Genomic DNA, 22,613 nt, shown 5'->3' on the forward strand with positions numbered 1-22,613 from the left:
ATTTCAACCCTGGAGGGATCCTATGTGATATGGACTGGGGGAGCTTTCGGGCACTGGGATTGACTGTCCTCCTCCTGGGTGTCCTCGCCGGTCCGGCGACGGCCGGGACGACGCTCGGGTCGGACACCCAGCAGATCGGGGAGATGGAATCGGATCTCGTGATCATTAGCGCGGACGTGGCCGAGAACGGCACGGCGACGTTCCAGATCGAATACGCAATCAGACTGGACGACGAGAACGATTCCCAGGCGTTCGATGAGTTGGCGAATGATATCGAGCAGAACGAATCGGCCTACGTGTCCCGGTTTGCGGACCGCATGCAGAACACGGTATCCGCGGCGGAAACATCGACCGGCCGGTCGATGACCGTCCGTGATTTCGGCGTTACGGCCCGGACGAGTCCGACACTCGGGAACCAGTACGGGACCGTGACCTACACCGCCACCTGGGAGAACTTTGCGAACGTGACAAACGGGGACATCCAGGTCGGGGACGCCTTAGCGGGGCTGTTCCTCGACGAGGAGACACGACTGCGGATCGAGTGGCCCGAGACCTACCAGCGGGCCACAGTTGACCCCGCTCCGACCGGTTCGAGTGCGGGAGAAGTGGTCTGGGAAGGTCCACGCCAGTTCGAGACGGGACAGCCCGCGCTCACACTCGAACCCACACCCACGACGAGCCCGGATCTGACGACGACCGAGACGACGGCGGCCGAGGACGGCCTTCCCTGGGTCCCGATCGGACTGATTCTCCTCGCCCTGGTTCTGCTTGGCGGATGGTACGTCTATCGTGGGACTGAACCGGAGGCAACTGACAGCGCGGGGCCGGTCACCGAACCGGCCGAACCGAAGGCAGAATCCGGCGAACCGAGCCCGCCATCGGAGCTTTTGAGCAACGAGGAACGCGTCGAACAGTACCTGGCTTCGGTCGGTGGTCGCGCGAAACAACAGGAAATCGTCGAGGCGCTCGACTGGACGGAGGCCAAGACGAGCCAGGTACTCTCGGACATGTCGGAGGCAGACGAAATCGAGAAGTTCCGGATCGGTCGGGAGAACGTCGTCAAACTCCCCGAATCCAGCGACGAATCGGTCTAAATCGGGCTTAATTGGGCCCAAACCGCGTTCAGGACCGGCCGGGTATAACTGTCCGTGGCTGCTACGGCAAGTCGATGAGACGTGCACTGGCTGTATTCACAGCGATCATGGTCGTCCTCGGTATCGTCGCCGGAGCTGGAGCAGCCGGCGCCGTAACGGCGGACCAGGAGGCCGTCGACGCTGGCCCGATTTATGCGGACACGAATAACACGACTGAAACGACCACTACGGTAGCGGAGAACAACACGACAACGGAAAACACGACGGTCGACGACAACACGACGACAGAAAACACGACGGATTTGAACCAAACTGAACCGGTGAACGACACGGAGACGAACGAAACCGACTCGCTCAACGAGACCAACGAAACCACGGTGGCTCCGGGCGCACAGCTCTCGGCCATCGTAAGCACCCAGCAGGCTGAGATCCGTGGGAGTGTCTCGGAACGGGCCTTCGGCCTCTCGGTCGCGGCTGCCCACTCGAATCAGTCGAAAGCACGGCTCGTCGCGAACGAGACCGAACAGCTCGAACGCCAACTGACCCATCTCCGAAATCAGACCGAAGAATTCGAGCAGGCCCACGAGAACGGAACCATCCCTGAGGGCGCATACTACGCGCATGTCTCCCGACTAGAGGCCCAGATCAACTCCATGGAACGGCTAATCAACCAGACGGAATCGACGAGCGAGTCGATCCCCGAGGAGGTCAGGCAGGCCCACGGGATCAACTCGACCCAGCTCGAAACCCTTCGATCACAGGCCCGGAACATGAGCGGGCCGGAGACCGCAGCTGTCGCTCGATCGGTCGTTGGACCGAACCCCGGGCAGCACATGGGACAGGGCCCACCCGCACACGCAGGCCCACCTGGGGAGGCCCCGGGTAACGGGGCGATGGGCCCTGGCGATAACTCGACAGGACCCGCAGCCAACGACTCGATGGGACCGCCAGCGGACAACCGGACGATGGGACCGCCAGCGGACGACTCGACGGTGGGACCGCCAGCGGACGACTCGACGGGACCGCCTGCTGAGAACACCCCCGGATCGAACGACAGGAACGGTGACAGCCCATCTGGACAGACCGGACCACCAACGGACCCTGGCAACCAGAACCCTGGGGCCGGGAACCAGGGACCGCCACAGGAATCTGAATAGCGCGGTCACCGCCTTCAATATCGCGGCCGACTGACCTCTTTTGTCTCGACGGGTCTTCTCACCAGTTTTGCAGGAAGTAGATCAGAACCGCAGTTACAAGCACTAACGACCCGAACCCGCCCAGTGCGAACCAGATGCCAGCCAGCCGTGGACTCGGGAGCCCCGACGGCAGGAAGAGAACGGAGATGGTGGCCACTGCTGCCAACAGCAACCCCCAAACGTAGACACGGGCTGCAGTATAGAACGCCCGGCCGTAGTCCATACTGACCCAACGAAAGCCGGCGATAAAACCGTTTGTCCGCTCAGTCCTCCCCACCGCTCTCGATCACGTGGAACCCACCAGTTTCTTCCCGCCCGGAGAGTTCCCGCTGGGGGAAAGGAATCTTGATCCCGGCCTCCTGGAACGCCCCCGAGACGGCCCGAATAGCCGCACTGATCGCCTTGGCCCGGCGACGGGCACTCGGCTTGTCGATCCAGAACCGCAACTCGAGGACGATCGCCGAGTCGTCCAATCGACTGGTTATGACCCTGGGCCGAGGGACAGAGAGGATGTTGTCCACCTCTGATAAGGCCTCTTTCGCCACGTTCATGGCGTGTTCCGGGTCGGACGAATAGTCGATTCCAACCTCGACACGAAGTCGCAGGCGGCCCTTGGTCGAGCGGTTCACGATCGTCGCGTTACCGACTGCATCGTTCGGTAGCACGACGAGTTCGCCGTCGAAGTTCTCGAGTCGGGTGTTGACGATCGTCACCTCACTGACGATCCCCTCGTGGTCACCGATCTCCACCCAATCTCCGATCTCGAAGGGCCGGGACAGCATGAGGACGAAACCGGCAATGAGCGAGCCAAGCGTCTGCTGGGCGGCCAGACCGGCCACAATACCGAGGAAGCCGGCCCCGACCAGCAGCCCACCGAGATCGATTCCCCACAGGGAAAGTGCAGCGATCGCGGCTGCGGTGAGAAAGATAATCTGAACGACCCGAAGCGAGATCTCCTCTTGATGGGCCGAGATACGGTCCGATCGGGCCGTCAGCTCCTCGACCCAGTGATGGAGGATTCCCATCCCAGTGTAGGCACCGACAAAGAGCAGGACAGTAATCACACTCTGAATCACGAGCGATGACGGGATCGAGAAGGTTTGAAGGACCCGAAGGACCGGTTGGATCTCGCCCCAGATACCCAGCAAACCGATGCCAGCGAGAACGACTACGACTACCCGTAACAGTTTGACAGTCAACGACTCGGGGCCCCAGTTCGCTTCCGGGCGGTGAATGGCCTTGTAGACTCCCGTCAGCCCCATCAATCCGAAGAGCCACTCGATCCCCAGAAAGACCACCCGCACGAGAACCGGCACTAACACGGCGACGAGAAAGACCGCGATTCCGAGAGCGAGTGCCGTCAAAAGCACCTGTGTCTCGAGGGAGCCACCACCGTGAAAGATCGCATTCCAGTCGTACCCGCTGCCCACTACCATTTGTCCGGGGTTCGAAACCCCCCTACTTAGTGGTGCTGGCACAGCCCGACCCGAGTGGCGAACATTCTTAATCGCGCTTTTCCTTGATGGAATATGGAGCAGGTCGACGTCGCTATCGTCGGCGGGGGACCGGCCGGGACGGCGGCGGCACGGGCGGCAGCAACGCGTGGAGCGTCCGCACTCGTACTGGAAAAAGGGGTCCCACGGGCGGACAGAGACCGTCTCGGCCCGGATTCGACGGACGCGGCGGGATTTCTCGATTACTGGACCGAAATCGCTGGTCTTGATCCCGACACGCTTCCCGAGGAGGTGATCCACCAGACACTCTCGGGGGCCGAGTTCGTCGGGCCGACCGAATCAGTCACCCTCTCGAATACGGGCATCAACTCGGAGTACCCGCATTTCGGCTTCGCGTTCGACCGCGCGAAGTTCGACGACTGGCACCGGGAACAGGCAGAAGCCGCTGGAGCCGACTACCGGGTTGGAACCGGCGTCCGTGACGTCGAAACGACCCACACAGGCACGCCAACCCACAATCTCGTCCTCGCGGACGGCTCTGAAATACGGGCCGACTACCTGGTACTCGCTGATGGCCCCCAGCGGCGGATCACGATGGGGGTACTTGATCAGTACCTGCCGCCGGAGAAGGCGGCGTCGAAACTCCTGTCCCCGCCCGAGGCCAACCATATCGCCTACCAGGAGTACCGCCGGTTCCCGGCGGACGCCTTCGACGCGGATCGGATCAAGTTCTGGTGGGGCTGGCTCCCCGGCCACACGGCCTACCCGTGGGTGTTCCCGAACAGCGACCGGGTCGCCCGCGTGGGGCTCACGATGCCGATCGGAATGTCACTCGACGACGTCCCGAATCCGCAGGCCTACGAACTCCTGAAGCCGGAGGACGAGTCGATGCCCTCGCCCCGGGAGTTCCTCGATCGCTTCCTGGAGACCGTCTACGGTGCGGAGTACGATATCGAGTCCGAGATGCCCCGGCTTGAGAACTACGGGAAAGACGCCGGCACCGAGACCTATCCGATCTCCTCGACCAGGCCGATCGACTCACCGACCGATCTGGGCATCGCCGTCGTCGGTGGGGCGATGGGAGCTACCTCTGCCTTCCACGAGGGCGGTGACCATCTGGCTCTCCGGACCGGAACACTAGCTGGCGAACTCGCCGCGTCCGAGAATCTGTCGGCGTACAATCGGGCCTGGAAGGACGCAGCCGGGCCGGAAATGCGCAGAAACGTCGCGCTTTCGGATATGGTTCGTGGCTACGGGCCCGCGGACTGGGACCGAGTCCTTGGAATCGGGAATCGAATGCTGAAGAACCAGGCCGGCGCGGTCCCGAACATCCGCTCGGCGCTCTCGGTGGGTGTTCCGGCGCTCAAGCTCTTTCTTGCTTACCGGTACACGAAGTTTGGGCTCCGAGACGATCGTGTCGTGCAAATCGCTGAACGCGACTACGAGCACTGATGGGCCCCGGAACCTACACGGTCCTCGTGAAACTCGACACCGTGAGACCGATCACGTTCGGGGCCGCCGGCGAACGTTCGCTCGACGCGGGATACTACGCCTACACCGGGAGTGCATTCGGCCCCGGCGGCCTCTCCCGGGTCGATCGCCATCGACGGGTAGCGGCTGGCGAAAACGATACCCGACACTGGCACGTCGACTACCTCCTTGGGGCCGCGGAAACGAACTGGGAGGGCGTGTGGATCACCCCAGAAGCGGACCGGGAGTGTGAGATCGCCCGTTCGCTTTCGGGGGAAGCGATCGCGGGTATCGGGGCGACTGACTGTTCGTGTGTGAGCCATCTGACTTACAGTGCCGATCGCGAGTCACTCGTGGATTCGGTCGCAACGTGCCACGAGGACCGGGCCTGAGTTTTGCGGAGAACTCAATCGAGGGGGACCCACTCTGTTGGCGGGTTTCCAAAGCCGCGGGCCCGTATTTCCCGACCGCCGTCATCCGGAACCCGGATCTCGAACACCCCGTCGAACAGTTGGTTTAGTGTGTTGATGACCTTCGGCTCGTGAGAGTCCGGGTCGATTGCGAACATGCCGATCCAGTCTTTCGACTGGATCTGTCGGGTGAACACGTGCAAGAACCGGAAGAGCCGCTCCAGGTCGACGTACATCAACAGGGCCGAAAGTGAATCGAAGGCCACCCGAATTCGGTCGACCCCGTTGCCCGCAGCGTCCTTCGAGATCTGGGAAAACTCGATCCCGATACCGGTCAAATCGCCCGGCGAACTGACCGATTCGACGATCCCCTCCAGATCGCCATTCCCGGTCGACCCGATGCTGTCGATGATACGAACGTAGGCCTCATCGACGGGGGCGATCTCGCGGTACTCCCTGTAGATCTGCGCGCCGCCGTCGTTTGCCGTCACGACGACCGATCCATCGCCCTGTCTGGCACCGTGGCCCAGTACCTCGAGCATCAACGCTCGCTTGCCGGACATCGCGGGGCCACTGACGAGGATGTTGGTCCCCGGGCCGACGGAGTCCGCGAGCGGGGCGGGCACGGTGTCACCGAGTTGATAGCTCATTGTTCCTGACTATGTGGAGGGTACCCTCCATCGAGACGGTGTGTTCCCGAATGTAGGCCCACGGAACATAAGTGTACATGGATACGCGCCCACACGATCACCGCAACGATCCCACGTCCCCCAGTTCCTGGAACCGAAGCAAGTCCTCGTCCGTCCCGACGACCACGAGGGAGTCACCGTCACGAATCTCGAATTCGGGGCCCACATCGGTGTAGGTTTCCTCACCGCGTTCGACGGCGATGATCGTACAGCCGGTCCGTTCTCGAATCGCGGCCTCTTCGATCGTCGATCCTTCGAAGCCGGGCGCCTGCATCCTGACGATGTCGATCTGGGTGTCATAGGAGATGACATCCTCATCGAGGATGCTCGAGGCGAGCATGCGCCCGGAAACAGTCGGCAACGGTAACACGTAGTCGGCACCGGCCGAGTACAGTTTCGCCACGTTGTCAGCGTCGTTGGCCCGGACGATGATTTCGAGTTCGGGGTTCAACTCGCGGGCGACAAGGGTCGCGAAAATGGCGTCGGTGTCGGAGTTCAGCGAGACGATAAAGGCCCCAGCCTCCGCGAGACCAGCCTCCCGGAGGACCGCGGCCTCGGTCGCATTCCCGACGACGTCGACCGCGTCGCGGTCCACGAGATCGATGATTCGACAGGTGACGTTCGCGGACTGCAGTGCGTCACAGACGGCTTCGCCAACCTCACCATACCCGGCCATCACGACGTCCTCGTGTGCCAAACGGTCGCCGGCCCGGGTGCGATCCATGACCGCTTCGAGCTGAGATTCCGTTCCAGCGACCAGCAGCACGGTCCGGTCTGTCAGTGTCGTCTCCGGGGTCGGGTTCGGGACGAACTTCCCGTCGACCCAGGCACCGATCACTGCGGCCCCCGTCTGTTCCCGGATCCCGGCCGAGCCGAGTGTCTCACCGTGAACGTCACTCCCGGCGAACACCGGGAGTTCGATGACTTCCAGGTCAGCACTGATATCGACGGTTTCACCGAGCTGGGTCGTGATGACACTCGAAACCTTGTCCGCGAGGCCTCGACCCAGAAGTTCGCGGGGATGGAGTGGCTCGTCGACACCGGCCAGAAGCAGGTACCGCGTCAGCGAGGGATCCTCGACGAACGCCACCAGCCGGACCGAGTCGTTCAGTTCTCGAACCGAGAGCGCCATCGCCGCGTTTCGTTCGTCCGGCCCGTCAAGTACGACCGCCCGGGCGGATTCAACGTTCAAATTCGAGAACGTCGCGGTTGATTCCGGGTCGCCGAGGACCACGTCGTAGCCCTCACGAGACAACGAGCGGGCCCGTTCCTCCGATTCGACCAGGAGCACGTAATCGAGGCCGTGGACCTCCAGGTCGTCGATCAACACGTCCGATCGGTCACTGAATCCACAGATGACGACGTGGTCTTCCCCCTGGTAGGTCCGGGGAATCGTGTCTTCGAGCCGCTCCTCGATCCAGGGCACCAGAAACAGTGGCAGCGTCAGAAAGATGAAGAAGATCCCGGTGAACTGCATCAACACGACGAGGAGTTGTATCTGGGGTGAACTCCACGGCGCGTCTTCACCGTATCCCGTGGTGGTGAAACTCTCGACGACGATCTGGAAGGCCTGGATAACAGTCCGGTGTTCGCCTTCGAAGGCGCTCATACCGAACTTGTAGAGTATCGTGTAGAGAACGAGGGCGCCCAGGAAAGAGAGGACGTAGTACACCCCCCGCCGTCGAGTCCGTTCCATACCGTGTCTGTCCGTTCCCGAACCATAAACCATCGGGGGACGGCAGCGATCAAATGTCGACCCGGCCCGAAAACACGTATTGGGCGCCGTCACGAAAGCCGGGTATGCACGATCTAGACGAGACCGACCTGGAAATCCTCCGACTGCTCGTCGCGGATGCCAGACGACCATTTCGCGAAATCGCCGAGGCCGTGGACCTCTCCGCGCCCGCAGTCTCGGACCGTGTCTCCCGGCTGAAAGAACAGGGAGTCATTCGTCGATTTACGGCCGACATCGATCGCCGACAGCTCCGGGAGGGGACGCCGGTTCTGGTAGATCTCGAGGTCGCCCCGGAGTCCGCTGCCAGTATCAGAGACGCCGTCCAGGAACTCGATGCCGTGGAACACGTCTACGTGACCGTCGACGGACACGTGCTCGTTCACGCAAACGCCCCCGGAGCGGTCGGCCCGTGGCTCGATCAAGTCCTCGAGGAGCAAGGGGTGCGTGACGTAGCCGTCTCGTTGTTGCGAGAGAGCCAGTGGTCACCAACCGTCGGGGCAAGCGACTTCGCGCTGGTCTGTGATGAGTGTGGCAACACCGTCACCAGCGAAGGAGTCACGACCCGTGTCGGCGGCGAGGTCAAGCAGTTCTGCTGTCCGTCGTGTGAATCCCGGTACGTGGAGCGTTACGAGGAGTTGCAATCCGATGCCTGACTTTCGATTCAAAATTTCCGGCCCCGTTTTCCTTCGTTTTCTGAGCAACAATCGAGATGAAATACGAGCCCCTATCAGGGCGTATGCTCACCGAACGGCTCTCGGTGCGTGGCATGACGTGTGCGAACTGTGCCAGCACCGTTACCAGCGCCCTCGAATCACTCGACGGGGTCGCGTCGGCTGACGTAAACGCTGCGACCGAGGAGGCACGGGTCGAATACGACCCCGAAGGTGTCTCTTTGAGCGCGATCTACGAGGCAATCGAGGACGCAGGCTACGAGGGGGTGACCGACCGGCTCCGGATCGATGTCGCGGACATGCACTGTGCGAACTGTGCCGAGACGATCGCCTCCAACCTCGAAGGAATGGCCGGCGTGCTACGCGCGGAGGTCAACTACGCGACAGACGACGCGACAGTGACCTACAACCCGGCGACAGTCACTCAGGCGGACCTCTTCGACGGGATCGAAGCCGCCGGGTACTCCCCGGTTCGTGAGTCAGGAGACGACGAAGAGCGTGGGGAGTCAGCCAGCGACGCCGCTCGCAATCAGGAGATCACGAAACAACTTCGGCTCGTGGCGTTCGGTGCGGCCTTCTCGATCCCACTGCTCTTGATGATGGCTGGCGAACTCTTCGCGTCTGGCTCCTTCCCGGAGTCGATCCTCGGAGTTCCGATGGGCTGGATCGCCTTCGGCCTCGCGACCCCCGTGCAGGTCGTCCTGGGCCGGGAGTTCTATCGCAACTCCTACACCGCCCTCTTCCGCAACCGGACCGCGAACATGGACGTCCTCATCGCCCTGGGCTCCACGACAGCCTATGGCTACAGCGTCGCGGTCCTCCTGGGCGCGATTCCAGGGGGGCTGTACTTCGACTCGGCCGCGTTGATTCTGCTCTTCATCACGCTGGGCAACTACCTCGAAGCCCGCTCGAAGGGCCAGGCAGGAGACGCGATGCGGGAACTCCTGGAGATGGAGGCCGAGACGGCCACGCTCATTGCCCCGGACGGAACCGAGCGTGAGGTCGACCGAACCGAGGTCCAGGTCGGGGACATTTTGAAAGTCCGCCCCGGCGAGCGGGTTCCGACAGACGGGGAGGTGATCGGCGGCGAGAGCGCCGTCGACGAGTCGATGGTGACTGGCGAGTCGGTGCCAGTCGAACGGGGTCCGGGCGATGAGGTACTTGGGGGGACGATCAACGAGAACGGCGTGTTACGGGTGCGTGCGACCCGCGTGGGCGAGGATTCGACGGTCCAGCGCATCGTCGAACTCGTCAGAGAAGCCCAGTCCCGCCAGCCGGACGTCCAGCGACTGGCCGACCGGATCAGCGCTCACTTCGTTCCGGCAGTGATCATCAACGCACTCATCTGGGGCGGGCTCTGGTTCCTCTTTCCCCAGCAGCTTGCGGGGTTCGTGGAGATGCTCCCGATCTGGGGACTCATCGCAGGCGGACCCGCAATCGTCGGCGGAACTGTGGGCACCTTCGAATTCGCGATCGTCGTCTTCGCGAGTGCGGTCCTCATCGCCTGTCCCTGTGCGCTCGGCCTGGCGACACCCGCGGCCACGATGGTCGGGACGGCAATCGGGGCGCGAAACGGCGTCCTCTTCGCGGGCGGGGACGTGCTCGAACGGGTCAGGGACGTCCAGACAGTCATCTTCGACAAGACCGGCACGCTCACGGAGGGATCGATGGCAGTCAGCGACGTGATCGTTCCCGAAACCCGTGCAGACGGGGGGCTCCTGACCGAGCAATCGATCGACCAGGACGAATTACTCAGACTGGCCGCGAGTGCCGAGTCGGGGAGCGAACACCCGATCGCACAGGCCATCGTCAGCGCAGCCGCGGATCGTGACCTGGACGTCGGGGAGCCCGAAACCTTCGAAAACGAACCCGGTCGTGGAATCACGGCGACCGTCGACGGCCGAGAACTCCACCTGGGCAACCGAAAACTGCTCCAGGAGGCGGGGATCGAACTCGGCGCCCTAGGGGATCAACTGACCGAACTCGAAGCGGCCGGCAAGACTGGAATCGTCGTCGCCGTCGACGGACAGGTCGCAGGTATCGTGGCGACGGCCGACACGGTCAAAGAATCGGCCAAAGCGGCCGTGGAACAGCTTCAGGACCGGGGGATCGACGTCTGGATGCTCACCGGGGACAACGAGCGGACCGCTCGGAGTGTCGCCGAGGCAGTCGGCATTCCGCCGGCGAATATCCGTGCGGAGGTCCTCCCGGCCGAGAAGGCTTCAGTCGTCAGAGAAATTCAGGACGCAAGCGGCGACGCGATGATGGTCGGGGACGGCGTCAACGACGCACCCGCCCTCACCGAGGCCGCCGTGGGGGCTGCGATCGGCAGCGGGACGGACGTCGCCATCGAGGCCGGGGACGTCACTCTCGTCCGGGACGACCCCCTTGACGTGCTCAAAGCCATCCGGCTCTCCGTGGCGACCCTTCGAAAGATCAGGCAGAACCTCTTCTGGGCGCTGGGGTACAACACGGTGATGATTCCGCTTGCCTCCCTGGGCTTGCTCCAGCCAGTCGCGGCCGCGGCCGCGATGGCGAGTTCGAGCGTGAGCGTGCTCACGAACAGTCTGACGTTCCGGAACTACACGCCGGATCACGACTACGAGCTCCTGGGTCGGCTCCGGCGCTGACTCGGTCGAACCCGAAACGCCCTAAGCCCCCCATCCCCAACCCGCTTCCATGTCCATCACGCTTCGCGTCGAGGATATGAGCTGTGACGGCTGTGAAGACATCGTGGAGACCGCACTCGAAGAGGTCTCCGGGGTCGAGGAAGCAAGTGCCGACCACGAGGCGAATACCGCCGTCGTCGAGGGCGACGCGGACGTCGAGGACCTACTCGACGCCGTCGATTACGCCGGCTATTCCGCCGAGTTCCAGCCGGAAGACGAGACCGACGACGAAGGGGACGAGTCCGAGGAGTAACGCACTTTTTCGCATCGTCGAACGAAGTTACCGTCAGGTAACCAGGTTACCGATCGAACCCATTAGGTATAAAGCCCCTCCGTACTTTGGGGTAAATACCATGGTGGTAGCTGAAACCCAGGTGGAAGACCTGCCCCCGAGTGCCAAGCTCGTCCTGAAGGTCCTCGAATACAACGGCGGTCTGACCCAGAAACAGATCGTGGACAAATCCCGGCTTTCTCAGCGGACGGTCCGAGACGCCCTCGAGCGGCTACAGGATCGAACCATCGTCGAGAAGAACATCTACATCCCGGACGCTCGGCAGAACCTCTACACGCTCTCGACCCCCGGTGCAGACGCGCCGGCCGAGGCCGAGGTCTGACCCAACCGACGGGCTCTTTTTACCTCGCGCCGTCTCAAAGCGTGTGAAGGTCATCACGGATCGCACGCGAAATCCCTTCGGATTCGCTCCACCCTGTGAGGAGTTCATCCCGGGAAGCGGGGATCCCAACGCCGATTTTCACTTGATCGGAGATCGGCCGTCCGAACCGACTGCAGCCGACCTACTCGAGGACGGCCGCTTCGAACCGCTTCGAGTCGTCCTCGAAACGGTCGGCTTGCTCGATGCGGGAGCGGCGGGTAGCATCTATACGTCCTATCTGTACCCGTGTTACCAGAACGGCGAACCGACGCCCGCGGCCCGCGAGGCCGCCGAAGCCCTCTTCGACGCCGAACTCAGGGCGATCACGGCCCACGTATTGCTCCCCGTGGGTGAGCAGGCTATCGAGTTCGTGCTTCGGAACTACAGTTCGATGGCCCCAGGGGAGCGATCGACGGCGCTCCACGGGACCGAAATCACGAACGGCTCCTGGATCATCGTGCCCATCCGCGATCCGGCGGCGTGGGAAGCCGGCGACGCCGAGACGCTCGAATCGACCCTGCGATCGCTTCGCTCCTTCGACTACCGTCGCGAGAGTGACCTCGGCCGTCACGTGACCGGGCCGGGAAGCTATCGGGTCAGATAGGCGTCTCTGCGCCCCACTCCTCGAGTGCGCGGCCGAGTTCGTCGTGGCTCTCGCCCGCCTCCGTGACTGACTTGCCGGCCATGTAGGCGTCGACCGCCTGGCGGAGCGCTTTCGCGCCGGCGTGAGTCCCGTCGGGATGACCGTGGATGCCACCGCCAGCCTGGACGATGAGGTCCGTGCCCAACGCGTCCAGGAGTGGTTCGACCGTGCCAGGGTGGAGGCCGCCGGACGCGACCGGGAGGACGTCGTTCATCCCGTGCAGGTCGGATTGTAGCCACTCGTTGATGCCCGCCGTGTCCTCGTTTTCGAGTTTTCCCAGGTTCGCCGTCCCGGTGTGAATGTGATCGACACCCGTGAGGCGAGCGATCTGGGCGAGCACGCGCATCGAGACGCCGTGGTGGGAGAGCCGATCGAAGGCCGCGTGCATCGCCCGGTGAGCGTGGATCGCGAGCCCGCGCTTTTCGGTGTGCTCCCGGACCGACTGGACCGCGCCCCAGCCGGTGGTGATGACATCAACCATGACGAAGTTCCCGCCCTGGTCGGCCACGAAGTCGGCCCGCTCTTTCATCGTCTCGACGTCGGCGGTGATGTTTACCAGGTAATCCTTGCGGTCTCCGGTCTCCTCCTCTGCCCGATCCCGCATCTCGAAGCTCTCGGTGACCCGGTCGGCAAAGCTGTTGAAGGACTGGTCGGTCAGGTTCTCGTCGTCTTTCAGCAGGTCGATGCCGCCGGTCCAGGCCTCGTAGCCGATCTCGGCGTGGCGCTTCGTCGAGAGCCCAACTTTCGGCTTGGGGACCGTCGCCAGTGCGGGCCGGTCCTCGGCGTCGAGGAACGCTTCTTTGACGGCCGAACCGAACTGGGGGCCCCTGAAGGACCTGGCCAAGTCGGCCGGCCACGAACAGTCCTGGAGGCGAATCGAGTCCACGGCCTTCATCCCCATAATGTTGCCCGCGACACAGGAGAGGGCCTGGGGCATGTTTCCGAACTCGAACAGCGTCTCGGGGTAGGCGACACGAATCGTTCCGTCACCGATCTCGAAGGCTGTCGCGCCCACGTCGGTGAAGTCGTCGCCGACCGCCAGTGCGGCCCAGGTTCCATTGGAACTTTCCGAGGCGACACGCCCGGCTGCGTCTTCCATCGACAACCCCGACGCGGGTTCGATGGCAAAATCACAGACGAGTTCCTCGGGCGCTGGCTGGTAGTCCGTATCCACGAAGTCCGCGTAGGCAATCCCGGTCATACCCCAGAAACGTGGGGCTCCGGGGGCATCAAAGTTCAGGCCGAAAACGCCTACAACGCTTCTTCCAGCCGGGCGATGTACGATTCGTTGCCCACGAAGGTGGGCGTCCGCTGGTGGAGCGCCGTCGCCTCGATGTCCAGCAGCGACTGCTCGCCGTCAGTAGAGGCTCCGCCTGCCTGTTCGACCACGTAAGCGATCGGCGCGGATTCGAAGAGTAGTCGGAGCTTTCCGTTCGGGCGGGAAGCAAGTGCCGGATAGCCGAAGATGCCACCGTAGGTGAGCACCTGACTTACGTCCGCGATCATCGCCCCACCGTACCGAAGCTTCAGCTCGTCCTGTACCTCGCTCACGTACGCCCCAAAGGCGTCGGACCACTCCGGGACCCGGCCGCCAAACCCGTAGACGGTCGGATCAGTGGGCAGTGTTACCGGCCCCGTCGACTGCCGAGTGCCGTCCTCGATAACGTATCCCTCTGGCTGTCCCTCCCGGGCGATAACCATGGTGGTGATCGGCCCGTACAGGACGAACCCGGCCGCGACCAGGTCCTGGCCCGAGGTGGGAAGCGAACCGTCGTAGATCCCGACGACCGTGCCCATCGGATTGTTCGACCGGAGGTTCGAGGAGCCATCGAGGGGATCCAGGGCGACGGCGTAACCGTCACCAACGTCTGCAACGGTTTCCCGTTCCTCACTGGCGTACTCGCCGATCCCCTCGATCTCGCTCAGCCGGTCGGAGAGCAGTTCGTCGGCCCAGACGTCGGCGGCCAGCTGGGTATCGCCGGTGACGTTCTCGGAGTCGAGGGTGGTTCGACGACCTGGCAGGCCAGCTCGGATCTCGGGGGCGACACTCGCCACGACCTCGAAGACGGCCTCGATTGGATCTGTGTCCGTCGCCATCTACATCCGATCGAGTGCGGCGTCAACCCCGGTCTCCTCGAAGATGAGGGCTTCCAGGGCGTCGAGCATCGCCTCGGCGTTCTCGCGCTGCCAGACGTTCCGGCCCACAGCCAGCCCGTCGCCACCAGCGTCGAGTACGTTCTGGACGGATTCGAGGAACTCGCGGTCGGAGGTTTTCGACCCGCCGCTCATGATCACCTTGACCGGGCCGGCCGACTCAGTGACCCACTCCATGGCCTCAGGGCTTCCGGGGTATTTGACCTTGGCCACGTCGGCACCGAGTTCGAGGGCCTGGCGGGCGGCGTAGGCGATGACCTCGTCTTTGGTGTCGTTTTTCACACCCTGGCCACGCGGGTAGGACCACATGATTGCGGGCAGATCGTGCTCCCGGGCAGCCTCCTGGGCCTGCGCGAACTCCTCGGCCATCTCGACCTCGTGATTCGAGCCGCCATAGAGCGTGAAGCCGATCGCGTCGGCCCCCAGCTCGTTTGCGTACTCGACCGACCAGTTGACCGCGCTGTCGTACTCGCCCATCCAGAGGTTCGACGTGCCGTTGAGCTTCGCGACGAGGTTCACGCTGTCCTCATAAGAGGGATAGTAGGCCTCGGCGACGCCCTTCTGGACGGCGAAGCCGGTGACCGCGTCGTGAGTCGCGAGATCGAAGACCGTCTCCGGGTCCATCGTCTCCGGCACCGGATCGAAGTCAGTCGGGCCGTGCTCCAGTCCGTGATCGTAGGCGAGGACCAGCAGTTTGCCGTCCCTCGCGATCGGGGAACCTTCGAGTGATCGCATCAGGGAAAACTGGGGGAGACACGTATAATAGTCTAACTGAACCCATCTCCATCGTGGGCCCGGGCCGCGCGCTGCCACGACCGGATGTCCTCGGTTTCGAGCCCCAGTGAGTCTGCAACCCGTTCCAAGTCACAGGTCGCCAGACGGGAAACAGACGTGATCCCAGCCTCCGCCAGCGCCCCAAGCGCCGACTCGTCGAGTTCGGGCAGTTCAGAGAGTGGTGTCGGCCGGCTTCGCTCGCGCCACTCGGCTTCGGCCTCGAATTCGGTTTCCGAGTCCGGTTCGGTGGGCCAGGGGCGGCGCTCCCAGCCCGAATCGTCTTCCGTCGTCGTATTGACATCCTCACCGGCCACGGGAGTGTCCCAGCCGTTCGCGCTCGCGGCGACCCACTCGCGCTCGCCGTCCTGAAGCCCACGAACCTGCTCGGCGCGACGGTCCAGGTCGTCCCCGCCACCGTCGAAGGACCACGGCAAGGAGTGTTCCCGACGGATTCGGGCGGCGACACCCGGATTGACACCAACCTCGATTAGCTGCGCGTGAGAGACCCGTCGGTTGCTGATGTCTTCAGGCTCGATGTCGGCGGCTTCGAGGACGCCCGCTGTCGCTGGCCCGACGTGGGTCAGCGCGGTCAGTTCCTCGGGCACACTCCAAGGGGTGACCGGCAAGTGGCTTGAGTGTTATCACAACCAATGGTATACAGTCGACTGTCCGATTCGCCCCAATACCCGATGACTTTTATCGCCCGTCGACAAGTATCGGGTACTCATGACGCGGGTACGAGTCGCTGGGGGTGGATTGACCCACTTCGGCGTCCATCCGGAGCGAACGAGTCGAGCGCTCTTCGGGGAAGCAGGCGAGGCGGCCCTGGAGGACGCCGGAGTCGACCGCGAAGACGTGGAATCGGTGTTCTTCGGGAACTTCATGGGCGAACTCGCCGAGCACCAGGGCCATATGGGCCCGCTCGCCGCCGAAGCCCTGGGCATCGACGCCCCCTCGACCCGATACGAGAGTGCGTGTGCCTCCAGTGGCGTGGCGGTCAGACAGGCCGTGCAAAACGTCCGCAACGGCGAGGCCGATGTCGTGCTCGTCGGCGGGGCCGAGCGGATGAACAACCTGCCCACGGCGGAGACGACCGACGCGCTGGCGATCGCCGCCGACGATCTCTACGAGGTGCGGGCCGGCATGACCTTCCCGGGCGCGTACGCACTCATGGAGGACGCCTACTTCGAGGAACACGGCGGCACACGGGAGGATCTGGCTCACATCGCCGTGAAGAACCACCAGAACGCACTCGGGAACGAGTACGCCCAGTTCCAGAAAGAGATCGACGTCGAGACGGCGATGGAAGCCCCGCCGGTCGCGGAGCCGATCCACCTCTACGACGCCTGTCCGATCACCGACGGCGCCGCCGCGATGGTTCTGGTCAGTGACTCCTACGCGGAGGAGCACGACCTCGACGCCCCGATCGCGATCACGGGAACCGGACAGGGCAGCGACCGACTCGCGTTACAGGACCGGGACGAACTGACACGCACGCCCGCCGCCGAGGATGCGGGTGCGGAGGCCTTCGAGGACGCAGGCATCGATCCCGACGACGTGGACCTCGCGGAAGTCCATGACTGTTTCACCATCGCCGAGGCCCTGGCCATCGAGGCGCTGGGCTTTTTCGAACCCGGTGAGGGAATCGCCGCCGCGCGTCGCGGCGAGACGACGGCCACGGGTGACCTCCCGGTCAACCTCTCGGGCGGTCTGAAGGCGAAGGGCCATCCAGTTGGGGCGACCGGCGCGAGCCAGGTCGTCGAGATGGCGAAGCTCCTGGCGGGCACCCATCACAATTCCGACGCCGTGGCCGACGCCACGGTCGGGGTGACACACAACGCCGGCGGCACCGTCGCCAGCACTGCCGTTCACGTTCTGGAGGTGGTCGAATGAGCGACGAACCCGCCCGGGACGCCGGCTACGACGACTTCCTCGATGCCATTGCGGAGGGCGAGCCCTACTACCTGGAATGTCCCGAGGGACACGGCTCGCTCCCACCACGGCAGGTCTGTCCCGACTGTGGCGCATCTGAACTCTCAGAGTCGGAACTACCCGAGGTCGGGACGATCGTGGCTCACAACGTCGTTCACGTCCCGACGCCACGATTCCTCGATGATACGCCCTACGCGACCGCCATCGTGGACTTCGGGCCCGTCAACGTGACCGGCCAGGTTCGCGGACTCGATCCACAGGACGTCGAAAACGGGCAGGACGTGACGATCACGATCGGCGAAACCGAGACCGACGGCGATCGGCTCGTCGTCTTCGAACCGGTCTGAGCTTTCACTCGTCTGTCAGCCGTTCGGTCGCTTCGACCAGCGGGTGTCTGGCGTAATCGACGATATCCACGTCAGCCAGCGTTTCCAATCCCTCTTTGCGGGCGGTCCGGGCCATCCCCAGATCGATCCGTCCCGGGAGCACGATGACGTAGGCGTCCATCTCCTCGATTCCAGCCCGGCGAGCCGCCATGACCCGGTGGTGACCATCCGCCAGGAGCAGGTCACCGCCGTTGTCGATGACGACCAGAGGCTCGGCGAGGCCACGTTCGAGTTCGTACTCGCGGCCTTCGAGTTCGTCGGCGTACACCGTGCTCTGTGTCGGCGTGAGATCCGCAAGTGAGACGGTGCGGCGCTCTTCGGCGGCCTCGATGTCGTGGATAGTCTCCAGGGTCCGCTTGAGTTTGCCGACCTTCTCCGGAGTCGCCCGCTCGATCTGGCTGCGGATCACGTCGGCGTTCGAGATAATGCCGACCAGGTTCCCGGCGTCGTCGACTACGGGGAGTTTCTGGATGCCCGACCGGAGGATAACTCTGGCGGCGTCGGTCACCTTCATCTCCGGATGGGCGACGATGAGCTCCTCGCTCATCACTCGGAAGAGTGGCGTGTCCGGATCCTTCAGCAGGAGATCGCGGGCCGAAACAAATCCCTCGACCCGCCGACCGTCGGTCACCGGGAAGCCGTTATGATCCTCGCTCTCGATTATCCGCCTGGCGACGGCCCCGACGGTCTCGTCGGCCGAAACAGTGGCCACGTCCTGGGTCATGTACTCCTCGACCCGGGGGCGATCGGAGCTACTCTCGAGGTCGGTTTCAAGCGGCGAATCCATCGTCCCCTCCCTTCGATCGTGGTCTCGTCTCGTGGTTCATACGCGGGGTTGGGGCCCGCCGTTCTTCCCTCTTTTCAGTCCTGGTGCGCGGAGTTCGGCAGTGAGTTGCCCGCAAGACCGGCGGCCAAGTTGTCCGCGGCCATTCGGGCCATCTTGTTTCGGGTCTGGATGCTCGCACTCGCAATGTGCGGGGTCACGACCAGCTTTTCGGGGACGTGATCGGTCAGTTCGTGATCCGCCGGCAGCGGCTCGGGCTCGGTTACGTCCAGCCCGGCACGGGTAATCCAGTCCTTTTCCAGGGCCGTGTACAGCGCGTCCGGGTCCACGACCGGGCCGCGGCTGGTGTTGATCAGGATGGCTTCCTCTTTCATCTGCTTGAACTCCGACTCGCTGATGAGGTGGTGGGTCGCGTCCATCAGGGGGACATGCAGCGAGACGAAGTCACTCTCCGCCAGCAGTTCGTCCTGGTCGACGAACTGGGCGTCGACGCCGGCCTCGGCGAGTTCGGCCTCGGCGTCCTCGTTGGGCTCGACGTCGGAGTAGAGTACGTCCATGTCGAAACCGGCCGCCCGGCGGGCGACCTCCGTTCCGATGTTGCCCATGCCGATCACGCCCAGGGTCGCGTGGTGGACGTCCGGGCCGGTCAGCAGAGTCGGCCCCCAGGTCTCCCACTCGCCATCGAGGACGTAGTCCTGGCCCTCGACGGTTCGGCGGGCGGTGGTCATCAGAAGTGACCAGGCGAAGTCGGCGGTGGTCTCCGAGAGGACACCCGGCGTGTGTCCGACGGGGATGTCCCGTTCGGCGGCCGCGTCCATGTCGATGTGATCGTAGCCGACCGAGAAGGTGGAAATAACCTCGAGGTTCGGCGAGGCGTCCATCACCTCACCGTCGATGTCATCGGAGAGCAGACAGAGCAGTCCCTCCGCTTCGAGGTCTGCCAGGGTCTCGATGATATGTTCTTTGGAGGGCGGTGTCTTCTCCTCCCAGACGTGGACGTCGTAATCTTCTTCGAGGCGTTCGATACCGGCGTCGGGAATGCGACGCGTGACGTATACAGTCGGTTTGTCTGCCATGGATATGTCTCCTTGTGGGGTGGGTTTGAAGGTCGGGGTCGGGTGAAATTTTGCGACTACAGGAAGCCGGCGTCCTCAAGCCGGTCGATCCCTTCCTGGATGCGGGACTCGGTCTCGACGAGTGACGCACGGACATAGCCCGGCGTGTTGAAGGCCTGACCGGGCACGAGGCCGACACCCGCCTCGCGGACGGCGTCCTTGCAATACTCCATGTCGTCATCGGAGTCGATCTCGAACATCACGTAGAAGGCCCCCTCGGGGACCATGACGTTGATGTCCCGCTCCTCCAACAGGTCGACCAGGAGATCCCGACGGGCTTCGAAGGTCTCCATCATGTCGCCCGTGAAGGCGTCGATGTCGGTGTTCTCCAGGGCCTCGATGCCCGCGCGCTGGACGAAGTTCGAGGCACAGGAGACCGAGTGACTGTGGACCTTCCCGGCCTGGGTGGTGTGATCAGTCGGCGCGGCCATGAAGCCCAGCCGGTAGCCGGTCATCGAGAAGGTCTTGGAGAAGCCGTTGATGGTGATCGTCCGCTCCATCATGCCGTCATAGGTCGCGAGACTGCGCTGCTCCTTGTCGCCGTAGAGCAACTCGGCGTAGATCTCATCGGAGAGCACCGGGAGATCGTACTCCACCGCGATGTCACGGACGCCCTCGAAGGCGGCCTCGGAGAACACCATCCCGCTGGGGTTGTTCGGCGAGTTGAGCATGATCAGGGCCGTGTCGTCGCTCACCGCGGCTTCCAGGTCATCGAGGGCCGGTTCGAGCTGGAAGTCATACGGCGCGGTCCCGACGTGGACGGCCTCGCCACCGGCCAGCTTGACCATCGGCTCGTAGGAGGACCAGACCGGGTCGATGACGATGACCTCGTCACCTGGATCGACGATGGCCTGCAGGGTCTCGTAGAGGGCGTGCTTGCCACCGGGGGTCGCGATGATGTTCTCGGGCCCGTAATCCAGATCGAACCGGTCCTGGAGGTAGCCCGCGATCGACTCGCGCAGGGAAAGCAGGCCGTTGGAGGGTGTGTAGGTCGTGTGCCCGGCGTCGAGGGCATCCTTGGTCGCGTCGATGACGTGCTGGGGCGTCTCGACGTCGGGTTGACCGACGCTCAAGTCGACGATGTCGGCGTCTTCCTGTTCCTCGAGTTCGGAAACCAGATTCGAGATGACAAACGGGGCGGCGGGTTCGACGGCGTGGACGCGCTCGGCGAACTCCATTAGCGGTCACCTCGAATCGAGTGGTTCCGGCTCCCTTCCGTGGGGACGGGTACAAATCGTGGCTCCGGCGTGGCTCCGGTACGGATTGCCATGGTGTGATTGGGGAAACTCGATAGCGTCAAAAATAGGTTTCGTTCGACTCTCGGGCCTGTGACCCCCGTTTCAGGCAACGTTTGCGTCCAGATCCTTCAGGGCGGCCCGAAGACGGCCCTCGATCTGCTCTTCGACGATCTCGGTGAGCTGGGTTTGCACGCGTTCGTCCCCGAGGGCCTGGAAAATCCCGAGTGAGAGCTGTGCGCCCGCCATCGACTCGTGGCCCCCAGCGCTCCCGAGGTCACCGAACGCCTGCCGGAACACCTGTCCGAGATCGGCCGTCCCACCTCGCGCTCGCCCGGAAAGGTGTACTGTATCGTCAGTGTAGCCGTAGACGACCGTCACTGTGACATCCTCTAATCCCAGGAGTCGATCCGCCGCCTGGGCGAGTGAGTCACGCGACTGGATCATCCCAACACAGGTCGTGAGGACCCCGTCTGCGACGTGCCGTTTCCGAACCGCCTCGCCGATCGTTTCGAGGGTGGTCGGACTCAGGGAGGGACTCTCGATCCGAACCAGCGCATCCAGATCGGCCCGGGGAAGCAGCCAGGCAGCCGCCTCGAAATCTCGTTCGGTGGTCTCACGGCCGAAGTCCCGCGTGTCGACACGGATCCCGTAGAGGAGTCCGGTGGCCACCTCGGTCGCGACATCGATGCTATATCCCCGGAGGTAATCGACGAGCAGCGTACTGGTGGCTCCGACGTCCGATCGAACGTCGACGAAGGACGCCTCGGGGAGTTCCGACGGCGGGTGATGATCGATCACGATATCGACCGGTGTTTCGGAGGCGAGCTGATCGTTGACTCCCGGGCGGCTGTGATCGACCAGCGCGAGGTGATCCGCCTCGAACTCCGCTGGGTCCGCCAACGCCTCCAGATCCACGTCGAGCAGATTGACGAAGGCTCGGTTCTCCTGATGAGTGATATCCCCGAAATAGCAAATCTTGGCTGGCACCGAAAATCGTTTTGCGATCGCCCGAAGCGCCAGCGCAGCACCCAACGCATCCGGGTCCGGATTGTCGTGCGTGCAGATGGTGAGTGTGCCGTCCATCACCCGCAACGTGTCTCGGAGCTTTGCCAATCGATCGGGTTCGGCCGCAAAGTACCGTTCGTCGAGTTCGTCGAGCAGAAGGCCACCCGGTGAGATCACGCCGTCGACCACCGCCGGAATCTGTGTATAGTCGCCCGTTTCCCCCGGCAAGGAGAGCAGGTGGGCCCCGGGATAGGCCTCACGGGCCGCGTGTGCAGCCGCGGTCGCACGGGGTCGATACTCCGTCAGCACGACGATCACGTCCGGATCGACCCCTCGATCACCGATCGCGTCCGGATCGGTGATGTCACCAACCTCCGCGTTGACCGACACGTCCCGGAGGTGATCGACTGCCCGCTCGTCCGGGTCGATCACCATCAGGTCGCCCTGCCAATCGCGGATGTCGGTAATGATACCGCGGCAGAGTTCCCCACAACCCAGCACGAGCCGGTCGACCATGCGACCAAACGTGTGTCGTCCGGAG

At 63.6% G+C, this 22,613-nt stretch carries 23 protein-coding genes; 11 read left to right on the plus strand and 12 right to left on the minus strand.

Annotated elements, in window-relative coordinates; translation table 11 throughout:
• Positions 1–29: 29 nt before the first annotated feature.
• A complete protein-coding gene (locus tag HSR6_RS05885; RefSeq protein WP_071933094.1) occupies positions 30–1,094 on the plus strand; it encodes a DUF4897 domain-containing protein in 1,065 nt (354 codons plus the stop codon).
• A 74-nt stretch (positions 1,095–1,168) separates the two neighbouring features.
• Positions 1,169–2,251, plus strand: a complete 1,083-nt coding sequence (locus HSR6_RS05890) for a hypothetical protein (protein WP_148661813.1) — start codon at positions 1,169–1,171, stop codon at positions 2,249–2,251.
• Positions 2,252–2,309: 58 nt separating this feature from the next.
• Here HSR6_RS05890 and HSR6_RS05895 read toward each other — a convergent pair whose 3' ends face one another.
• Entirely contained in the window at positions 2,310–2,513 is a 204-nt protein-coding gene (locus tag HSR6_RS05895; RefSeq protein ID WP_070365026.1) for a hypothetical protein, read from the minus strand.
• Between the two features lie 40 nt (positions 2,514–2,553).
• Positions 2,554–3,726, minus strand: a complete 1,173-nt coding sequence (locus HSR6_RS05900) for a mechanosensitive ion channel family protein (protein WP_233488528.1) — start codon at positions 3,724–3,726, stop codon at positions 2,554–2,556.
• 93 nt (positions 3,727–3,819) lie between these two features.
• On the opposite strand from HSR6_RS05900, the gene HSR6_RS05905 reads away from it, so the two are divergent.
• Both HSR6_RS05905 and HSR6_RS05910 read left to right on the plus strand, forming a co-directional pair.
• Entirely contained in the window at positions 3,820–5,196 is a 1,377-nt protein-coding gene (locus tag HSR6_RS05905) for an NAD(P)/FAD-dependent oxidoreductase (protein WP_070365027.1), read from the plus strand.
• A complete protein-coding gene (locus tag HSR6_RS05910; RefSeq protein ID WP_070365028.1) occupies positions 5,196–5,606 on the plus strand; it encodes a GIY-YIG nuclease family protein in 411 nt (136 codons plus the stop codon). The genes HSR6_RS05905 and HSR6_RS05910 overlap by 1 nt, the downstream gene beginning before the upstream one ends.
• A gap of 14 nt (positions 5,607–5,620) precedes the next feature.
• Here the strand turns inward: HSR6_RS05910 and HSR6_RS05915 are convergent, their stop codons facing one another.
• Positions 5,621–6,274 (minus strand): RAD55 family ATPase, encoded by a 654-nt coding sequence (locus tag HSR6_RS05915; protein ID WP_070365029.1) that lies wholly within the window; start codon positions 6,272–6,274, stop codon positions 5,621–5,623.
• A 97-nt stretch (positions 6,275–6,371) separates the two neighbouring features.
• A complete protein-coding gene (locus HSR6_RS05920; protein WP_070365030.1) occupies positions 6,372–8,009 on the minus strand; it encodes a potassium channel family protein in 1,638 nt (545 codons plus the stop codon).
• 104 nt (positions 8,010–8,113) lie between these two features.
• On the opposite strand from HSR6_RS05920, the gene HSR6_RS05925 reads away from it, so the two are divergent.
• The 5 genes from HSR6_RS05925 to HSR6_RS05945 all read left to right on the plus strand — a co-directional run bounded on the left by HSR6_RS05925 (position 8,114) and on the right by HSR6_RS05945 (position 12,645).
• Complete coding sequence (locus HSR6_RS05925; RefSeq protein WP_071933096.1) at positions 8,114–8,701, plus strand: AsnC family transcriptional regulator; 588 nt, start codon at positions 8,114–8,116, stop codon at positions 8,699–8,701.
• Positions 8,702–8,784: 83 nt separating this feature from the next.
• Positions 8,785–11,349 (plus strand): heavy metal translocating P-type ATPase, encoded by a 2,565-nt coding sequence (locus HSR6_RS05930; protein WP_095532145.1) that lies wholly within the window; start codon positions 8,785–8,787, stop codon positions 11,347–11,349.
• A gap of 49 nt (positions 11,350–11,398) precedes the next feature.
• Positions 11,399–11,641, plus strand: a complete 243-nt coding sequence (locus tag HSR6_RS05935) for a heavy-metal-associated domain-containing protein (protein ID WP_070365033.1) — start codon at positions 11,399–11,401, stop codon at positions 11,639–11,641.
• 100 nt (positions 11,642–11,741) lie between these two features.
• Positions 11,742–12,002, plus strand: a complete 261-nt coding sequence (locus HSR6_RS05940; protein ID WP_070365034.1) for a helix-turn-helix transcriptional regulator — start codon at positions 11,742–11,744, stop codon at positions 12,000–12,002.
• 43 nt (positions 12,003–12,045) lie between these two features.
• Complete coding sequence (locus tag HSR6_RS05945; RefSeq protein ID WP_070365035.1) at positions 12,046–12,645, plus strand: hypothetical protein; 600 nt, start codon at positions 12,046–12,048, stop codon at positions 12,643–12,645.
• Here HSR6_RS05945 and rbcL read toward each other — a convergent pair.
• Genes rbcL through HSR6_RS05965 form a run of 4 tightly spaced genes read right to left on the minus strand, consistent with a single transcriptional unit; the run spans position 12,638 to position 16,217 of the window.
• The gene (gene rbcL / locus HSR6_RS05950) at positions 12,638–13,885 is read right to left on the minus strand and encodes a type III ribulose-bisphosphate carboxylase (protein WP_070365036.1); all 1,248 of its coding nucleotides are present in this window, start codon (positions 13,883–13,885) and stop codon (positions 12,638–12,640) included. The two genes, HSR6_RS05945 and rbcL, sit on opposite strands and share 8 nt — an antisense overlap.
• Positions 13,886–13,935: 50 nt before the next feature.
• Positions 13,936–14,781: a class 1 fructose-bisphosphatase gene (locus tag HSR6_RS05955; protein WP_070365037.1), complete on the minus strand. Its 846-nt coding sequence runs from the start codon at positions 14,779–14,781 to the stop codon at positions 13,936–13,938.
• Positions 14,782–15,573 (minus strand): class I fructose-bisphosphate aldolase, encoded by a 792-nt coding sequence (locus HSR6_RS05960; RefSeq protein WP_070365038.1) that lies wholly within the window; start codon positions 15,571–15,573, stop codon positions 14,782–14,784. It lies immediately after the preceding gene.
• 32 nt (positions 15,574–15,605) lie between these two features.
• Entirely contained in the window at positions 15,606–16,217 is a 612-nt protein-coding gene (locus HSR6_RS05965) for a DUF7409 domain-containing protein (RefSeq protein WP_233488529.1), read from the minus strand.
• A gap of 121 nt (positions 16,218–16,338) precedes the next feature.
• Here HSR6_RS05965 and HSR6_RS05970 point away from each other — a divergent pair, with 121 nt between their 5' ends.
• Together HSR6_RS05970 and HSR6_RS05975 are read left to right on the plus strand one after the other, a co-directional pair.
• Positions 16,339–17,505 carry a thiolase domain-containing protein gene (locus tag HSR6_RS05970; RefSeq protein ID WP_070365040.1) on the plus strand — a complete coding sequence of 389 codons (1,167 nt, stop codon included), beginning with the start codon at positions 16,339–16,341 and terminating at the stop codon, positions 17,503–17,505.
• Positions 17,502–17,891 (plus strand): Zn-ribbon domain-containing OB-fold protein, encoded by a 390-nt coding sequence (locus tag HSR6_RS05975; RefSeq protein WP_070365041.1) that lies wholly within the window; start codon positions 17,502–17,504, stop codon positions 17,889–17,891. Before HSR6_RS05970 ends, HSR6_RS05975 begins: the two co-directional genes overlap by 4 nt.
• 4 nt (positions 17,892–17,895) lie before the next feature.
• Here HSR6_RS05975 and HSR6_RS05980 read toward each other — a convergent pair whose 3' ends face one another.
• From HSR6_RS05980 to HSR6_RS05995, 4 genes are all read right to left on the minus strand, one after another.
• Positions 17,896–18,717, minus strand: a complete 822-nt coding sequence (locus HSR6_RS05980; RefSeq protein ID WP_071933099.1) for a CBS domain-containing protein — start codon at positions 18,715–18,717, stop codon at positions 17,896–17,898.
• A 74-nt stretch (positions 18,718–18,791) separates the two neighbouring features.
• Positions 18,792–19,790, minus strand: a complete 999-nt coding sequence (locus tag HSR6_RS05985; protein ID WP_070365043.1) for a 2-hydroxyacid dehydrogenase — start codon at positions 19,788–19,790, stop codon at positions 18,792–18,794.
• 56 nt (positions 19,791–19,846) lie between these two features.
• Positions 19,847–21,007 (minus strand): pyridoxal phosphate-dependent aminotransferase, encoded by a 1,161-nt coding sequence (locus HSR6_RS05990; RefSeq protein WP_070365044.1) that lies wholly within the window; start codon positions 21,005–21,007, stop codon positions 19,847–19,849.
• 162 nt (positions 21,008–21,169) lie between these two features.
• A complete protein-coding gene (locus HSR6_RS05995) occupies positions 21,170–22,588 on the minus strand; it encodes a DHH family phosphoesterase (RefSeq protein ID WP_070365045.1) in 1,419 nt (472 codons plus the stop codon).
• Between the last annotated feature and the right edge of the window lie 25 nt (positions 22,589–22,613).

Source organism: Halodesulfurarchaeum formicicum, assembly GCF_001886955.1.
In the GTDB taxonomy this organism is placed as follows: domain Archaea; phylum Halobacteriota; class Halobacteria; order Halobacteriales; family Halobacteriaceae; genus Halodesulfurarchaeum; species Halodesulfurarchaeum formicicum.

What these genes read in the sequence shown, in the direction of transcription:
- HSR6_RS05885 (WP_071933094.1), top strand. Translation starts at nt 30, where the DNA reads ATGGACTGGGGGAGCTTTCGGGCACTGGGATTGACTGTCCTCCTCCTG.
- HSR6_RS05890 (WP_148661813.1), top strand. Translation starts at nt 1,169, where the DNA reads ATGAGACGTGCACTGGCTGTATTCACAGCGATCATGGTCGTCCTCGGT.
- HSR6_RS05895 (WP_070365026.1), bottom strand. Translation starts at nt 2,513, where the DNA reads ATGGACTACGGCCGGGCGTTCTATACTGCAGCCCGTGTCTACGTTTGG.
- HSR6_RS05900 (WP_233488528.1), bottom strand. Translation starts at nt 3,726, where the DNA reads ATGGTAGTGGGCAGCGGGTACGACTGGAATGCGATCTTTCACGGTGGT.
- HSR6_RS05905 (WP_070365027.1), top strand. Translation starts at nt 3,820, where the DNA reads ATGGAGCAGGTCGACGTCGCTATCGTCGGCGGGGGACCGGCCGGGACG.
- HSR6_RS05910 (WP_070365028.1), top strand. Translation starts at nt 5,196, where the DNA reads ATGGGCCCCGGAACCTACACGGTCCTCGTGAAACTCGACACCGTGAGA.
- HSR6_RS05915 (WP_070365029.1), bottom strand. Translation starts at nt 6,274, where the DNA reads ATGAGCTATCAACTCGGTGACACCGTGCCCGCCCCGCTCGCGGACTCC.
- HSR6_RS05920 (WP_070365030.1), bottom strand. Translation starts at nt 8,009, where the DNA reads ATGGAACGGACTCGACGGCGGGGGGTGTACTACGTCCTCTCTTTCCTG.
- HSR6_RS05925 (WP_071933096.1), top strand. Translation starts at nt 8,114, where the DNA reads ATGCACGATCTAGACGAGACCGACCTGGAAATCCTCCGACTGCTCGTC.
- HSR6_RS05930 (WP_095532145.1), top strand. Translation starts at nt 8,785, where the DNA reads ATGCTCACCGAACGGCTCTCGGTGCGTGGCATGACGTGTGCGAACTGT.
- HSR6_RS05935 (WP_070365033.1), top strand. Translation starts at nt 11,399, where the DNA reads ATGTCCATCACGCTTCGCGTCGAGGATATGAGCTGTGACGGCTGTGAA.
- HSR6_RS05940 (WP_070365034.1), top strand. Translation starts at nt 11,742, where the DNA reads ATGGTGGTAGCTGAAACCCAGGTGGAAGACCTGCCCCCGAGTGCCAAG.
- rbcL (WP_070365036.1), bottom strand. Translation starts at nt 13,885, where the DNA reads ATGACCGGGATTGCCTACGCGGACTTCGTGGATACGGACTACCAGCCA.
- HSR6_RS05955 (WP_070365037.1), bottom strand. Translation starts at nt 14,781, where the DNA reads ATGGCGACGGACACAGATCCAATCGAGGCCGTCTTCGAGGTCGTGGCG.
- HSR6_RS05960 (WP_070365038.1), bottom strand. Translation starts at nt 15,573, where the DNA reads ATGCGATCACTCGAAGGTTCCCCGATCGCGAGGGACGGCAAACTGCTG.
- HSR6_RS05970 (WP_070365040.1), top strand. Translation starts at nt 16,339, where the DNA reads ATGACGCGGGTACGAGTCGCTGGGGGTGGATTGACCCACTTCGGCGTC.
- HSR6_RS05975 (WP_070365041.1), top strand. Translation starts at nt 17,502, where the DNA reads ATGAGCGACGAACCCGCCCGGGACGCCGGCTACGACGACTTCCTCGAT.
- HSR6_RS05980 (WP_071933099.1), bottom strand. Translation starts at nt 18,717, where the DNA reads ATGGATTCGCCGCTTGAAACCGACCTCGAGAGTAGCTCCGATCGCCCC.
- HSR6_RS05985 (WP_070365043.1), bottom strand. Translation starts at nt 19,790, where the DNA reads ATGGCAGACAAACCGACTGTATACGTCACGCGTCGCATTCCCGACGCC.
- HSR6_RS05990 (WP_070365044.1), bottom strand. Translation starts at nt 21,007, where the DNA reads ATGGAGTTCGCCGAGCGCGTCCACGCCGTCGAACCCGCCGCCCCGTTT.
- HSR6_RS05995 (WP_070365045.1), bottom strand. Translation starts at nt 22,588, where the DNA reads ATGGTCGACCGGCTCGTGCTGGGTTGTGGGGAACTCTGCCGCGGTATC.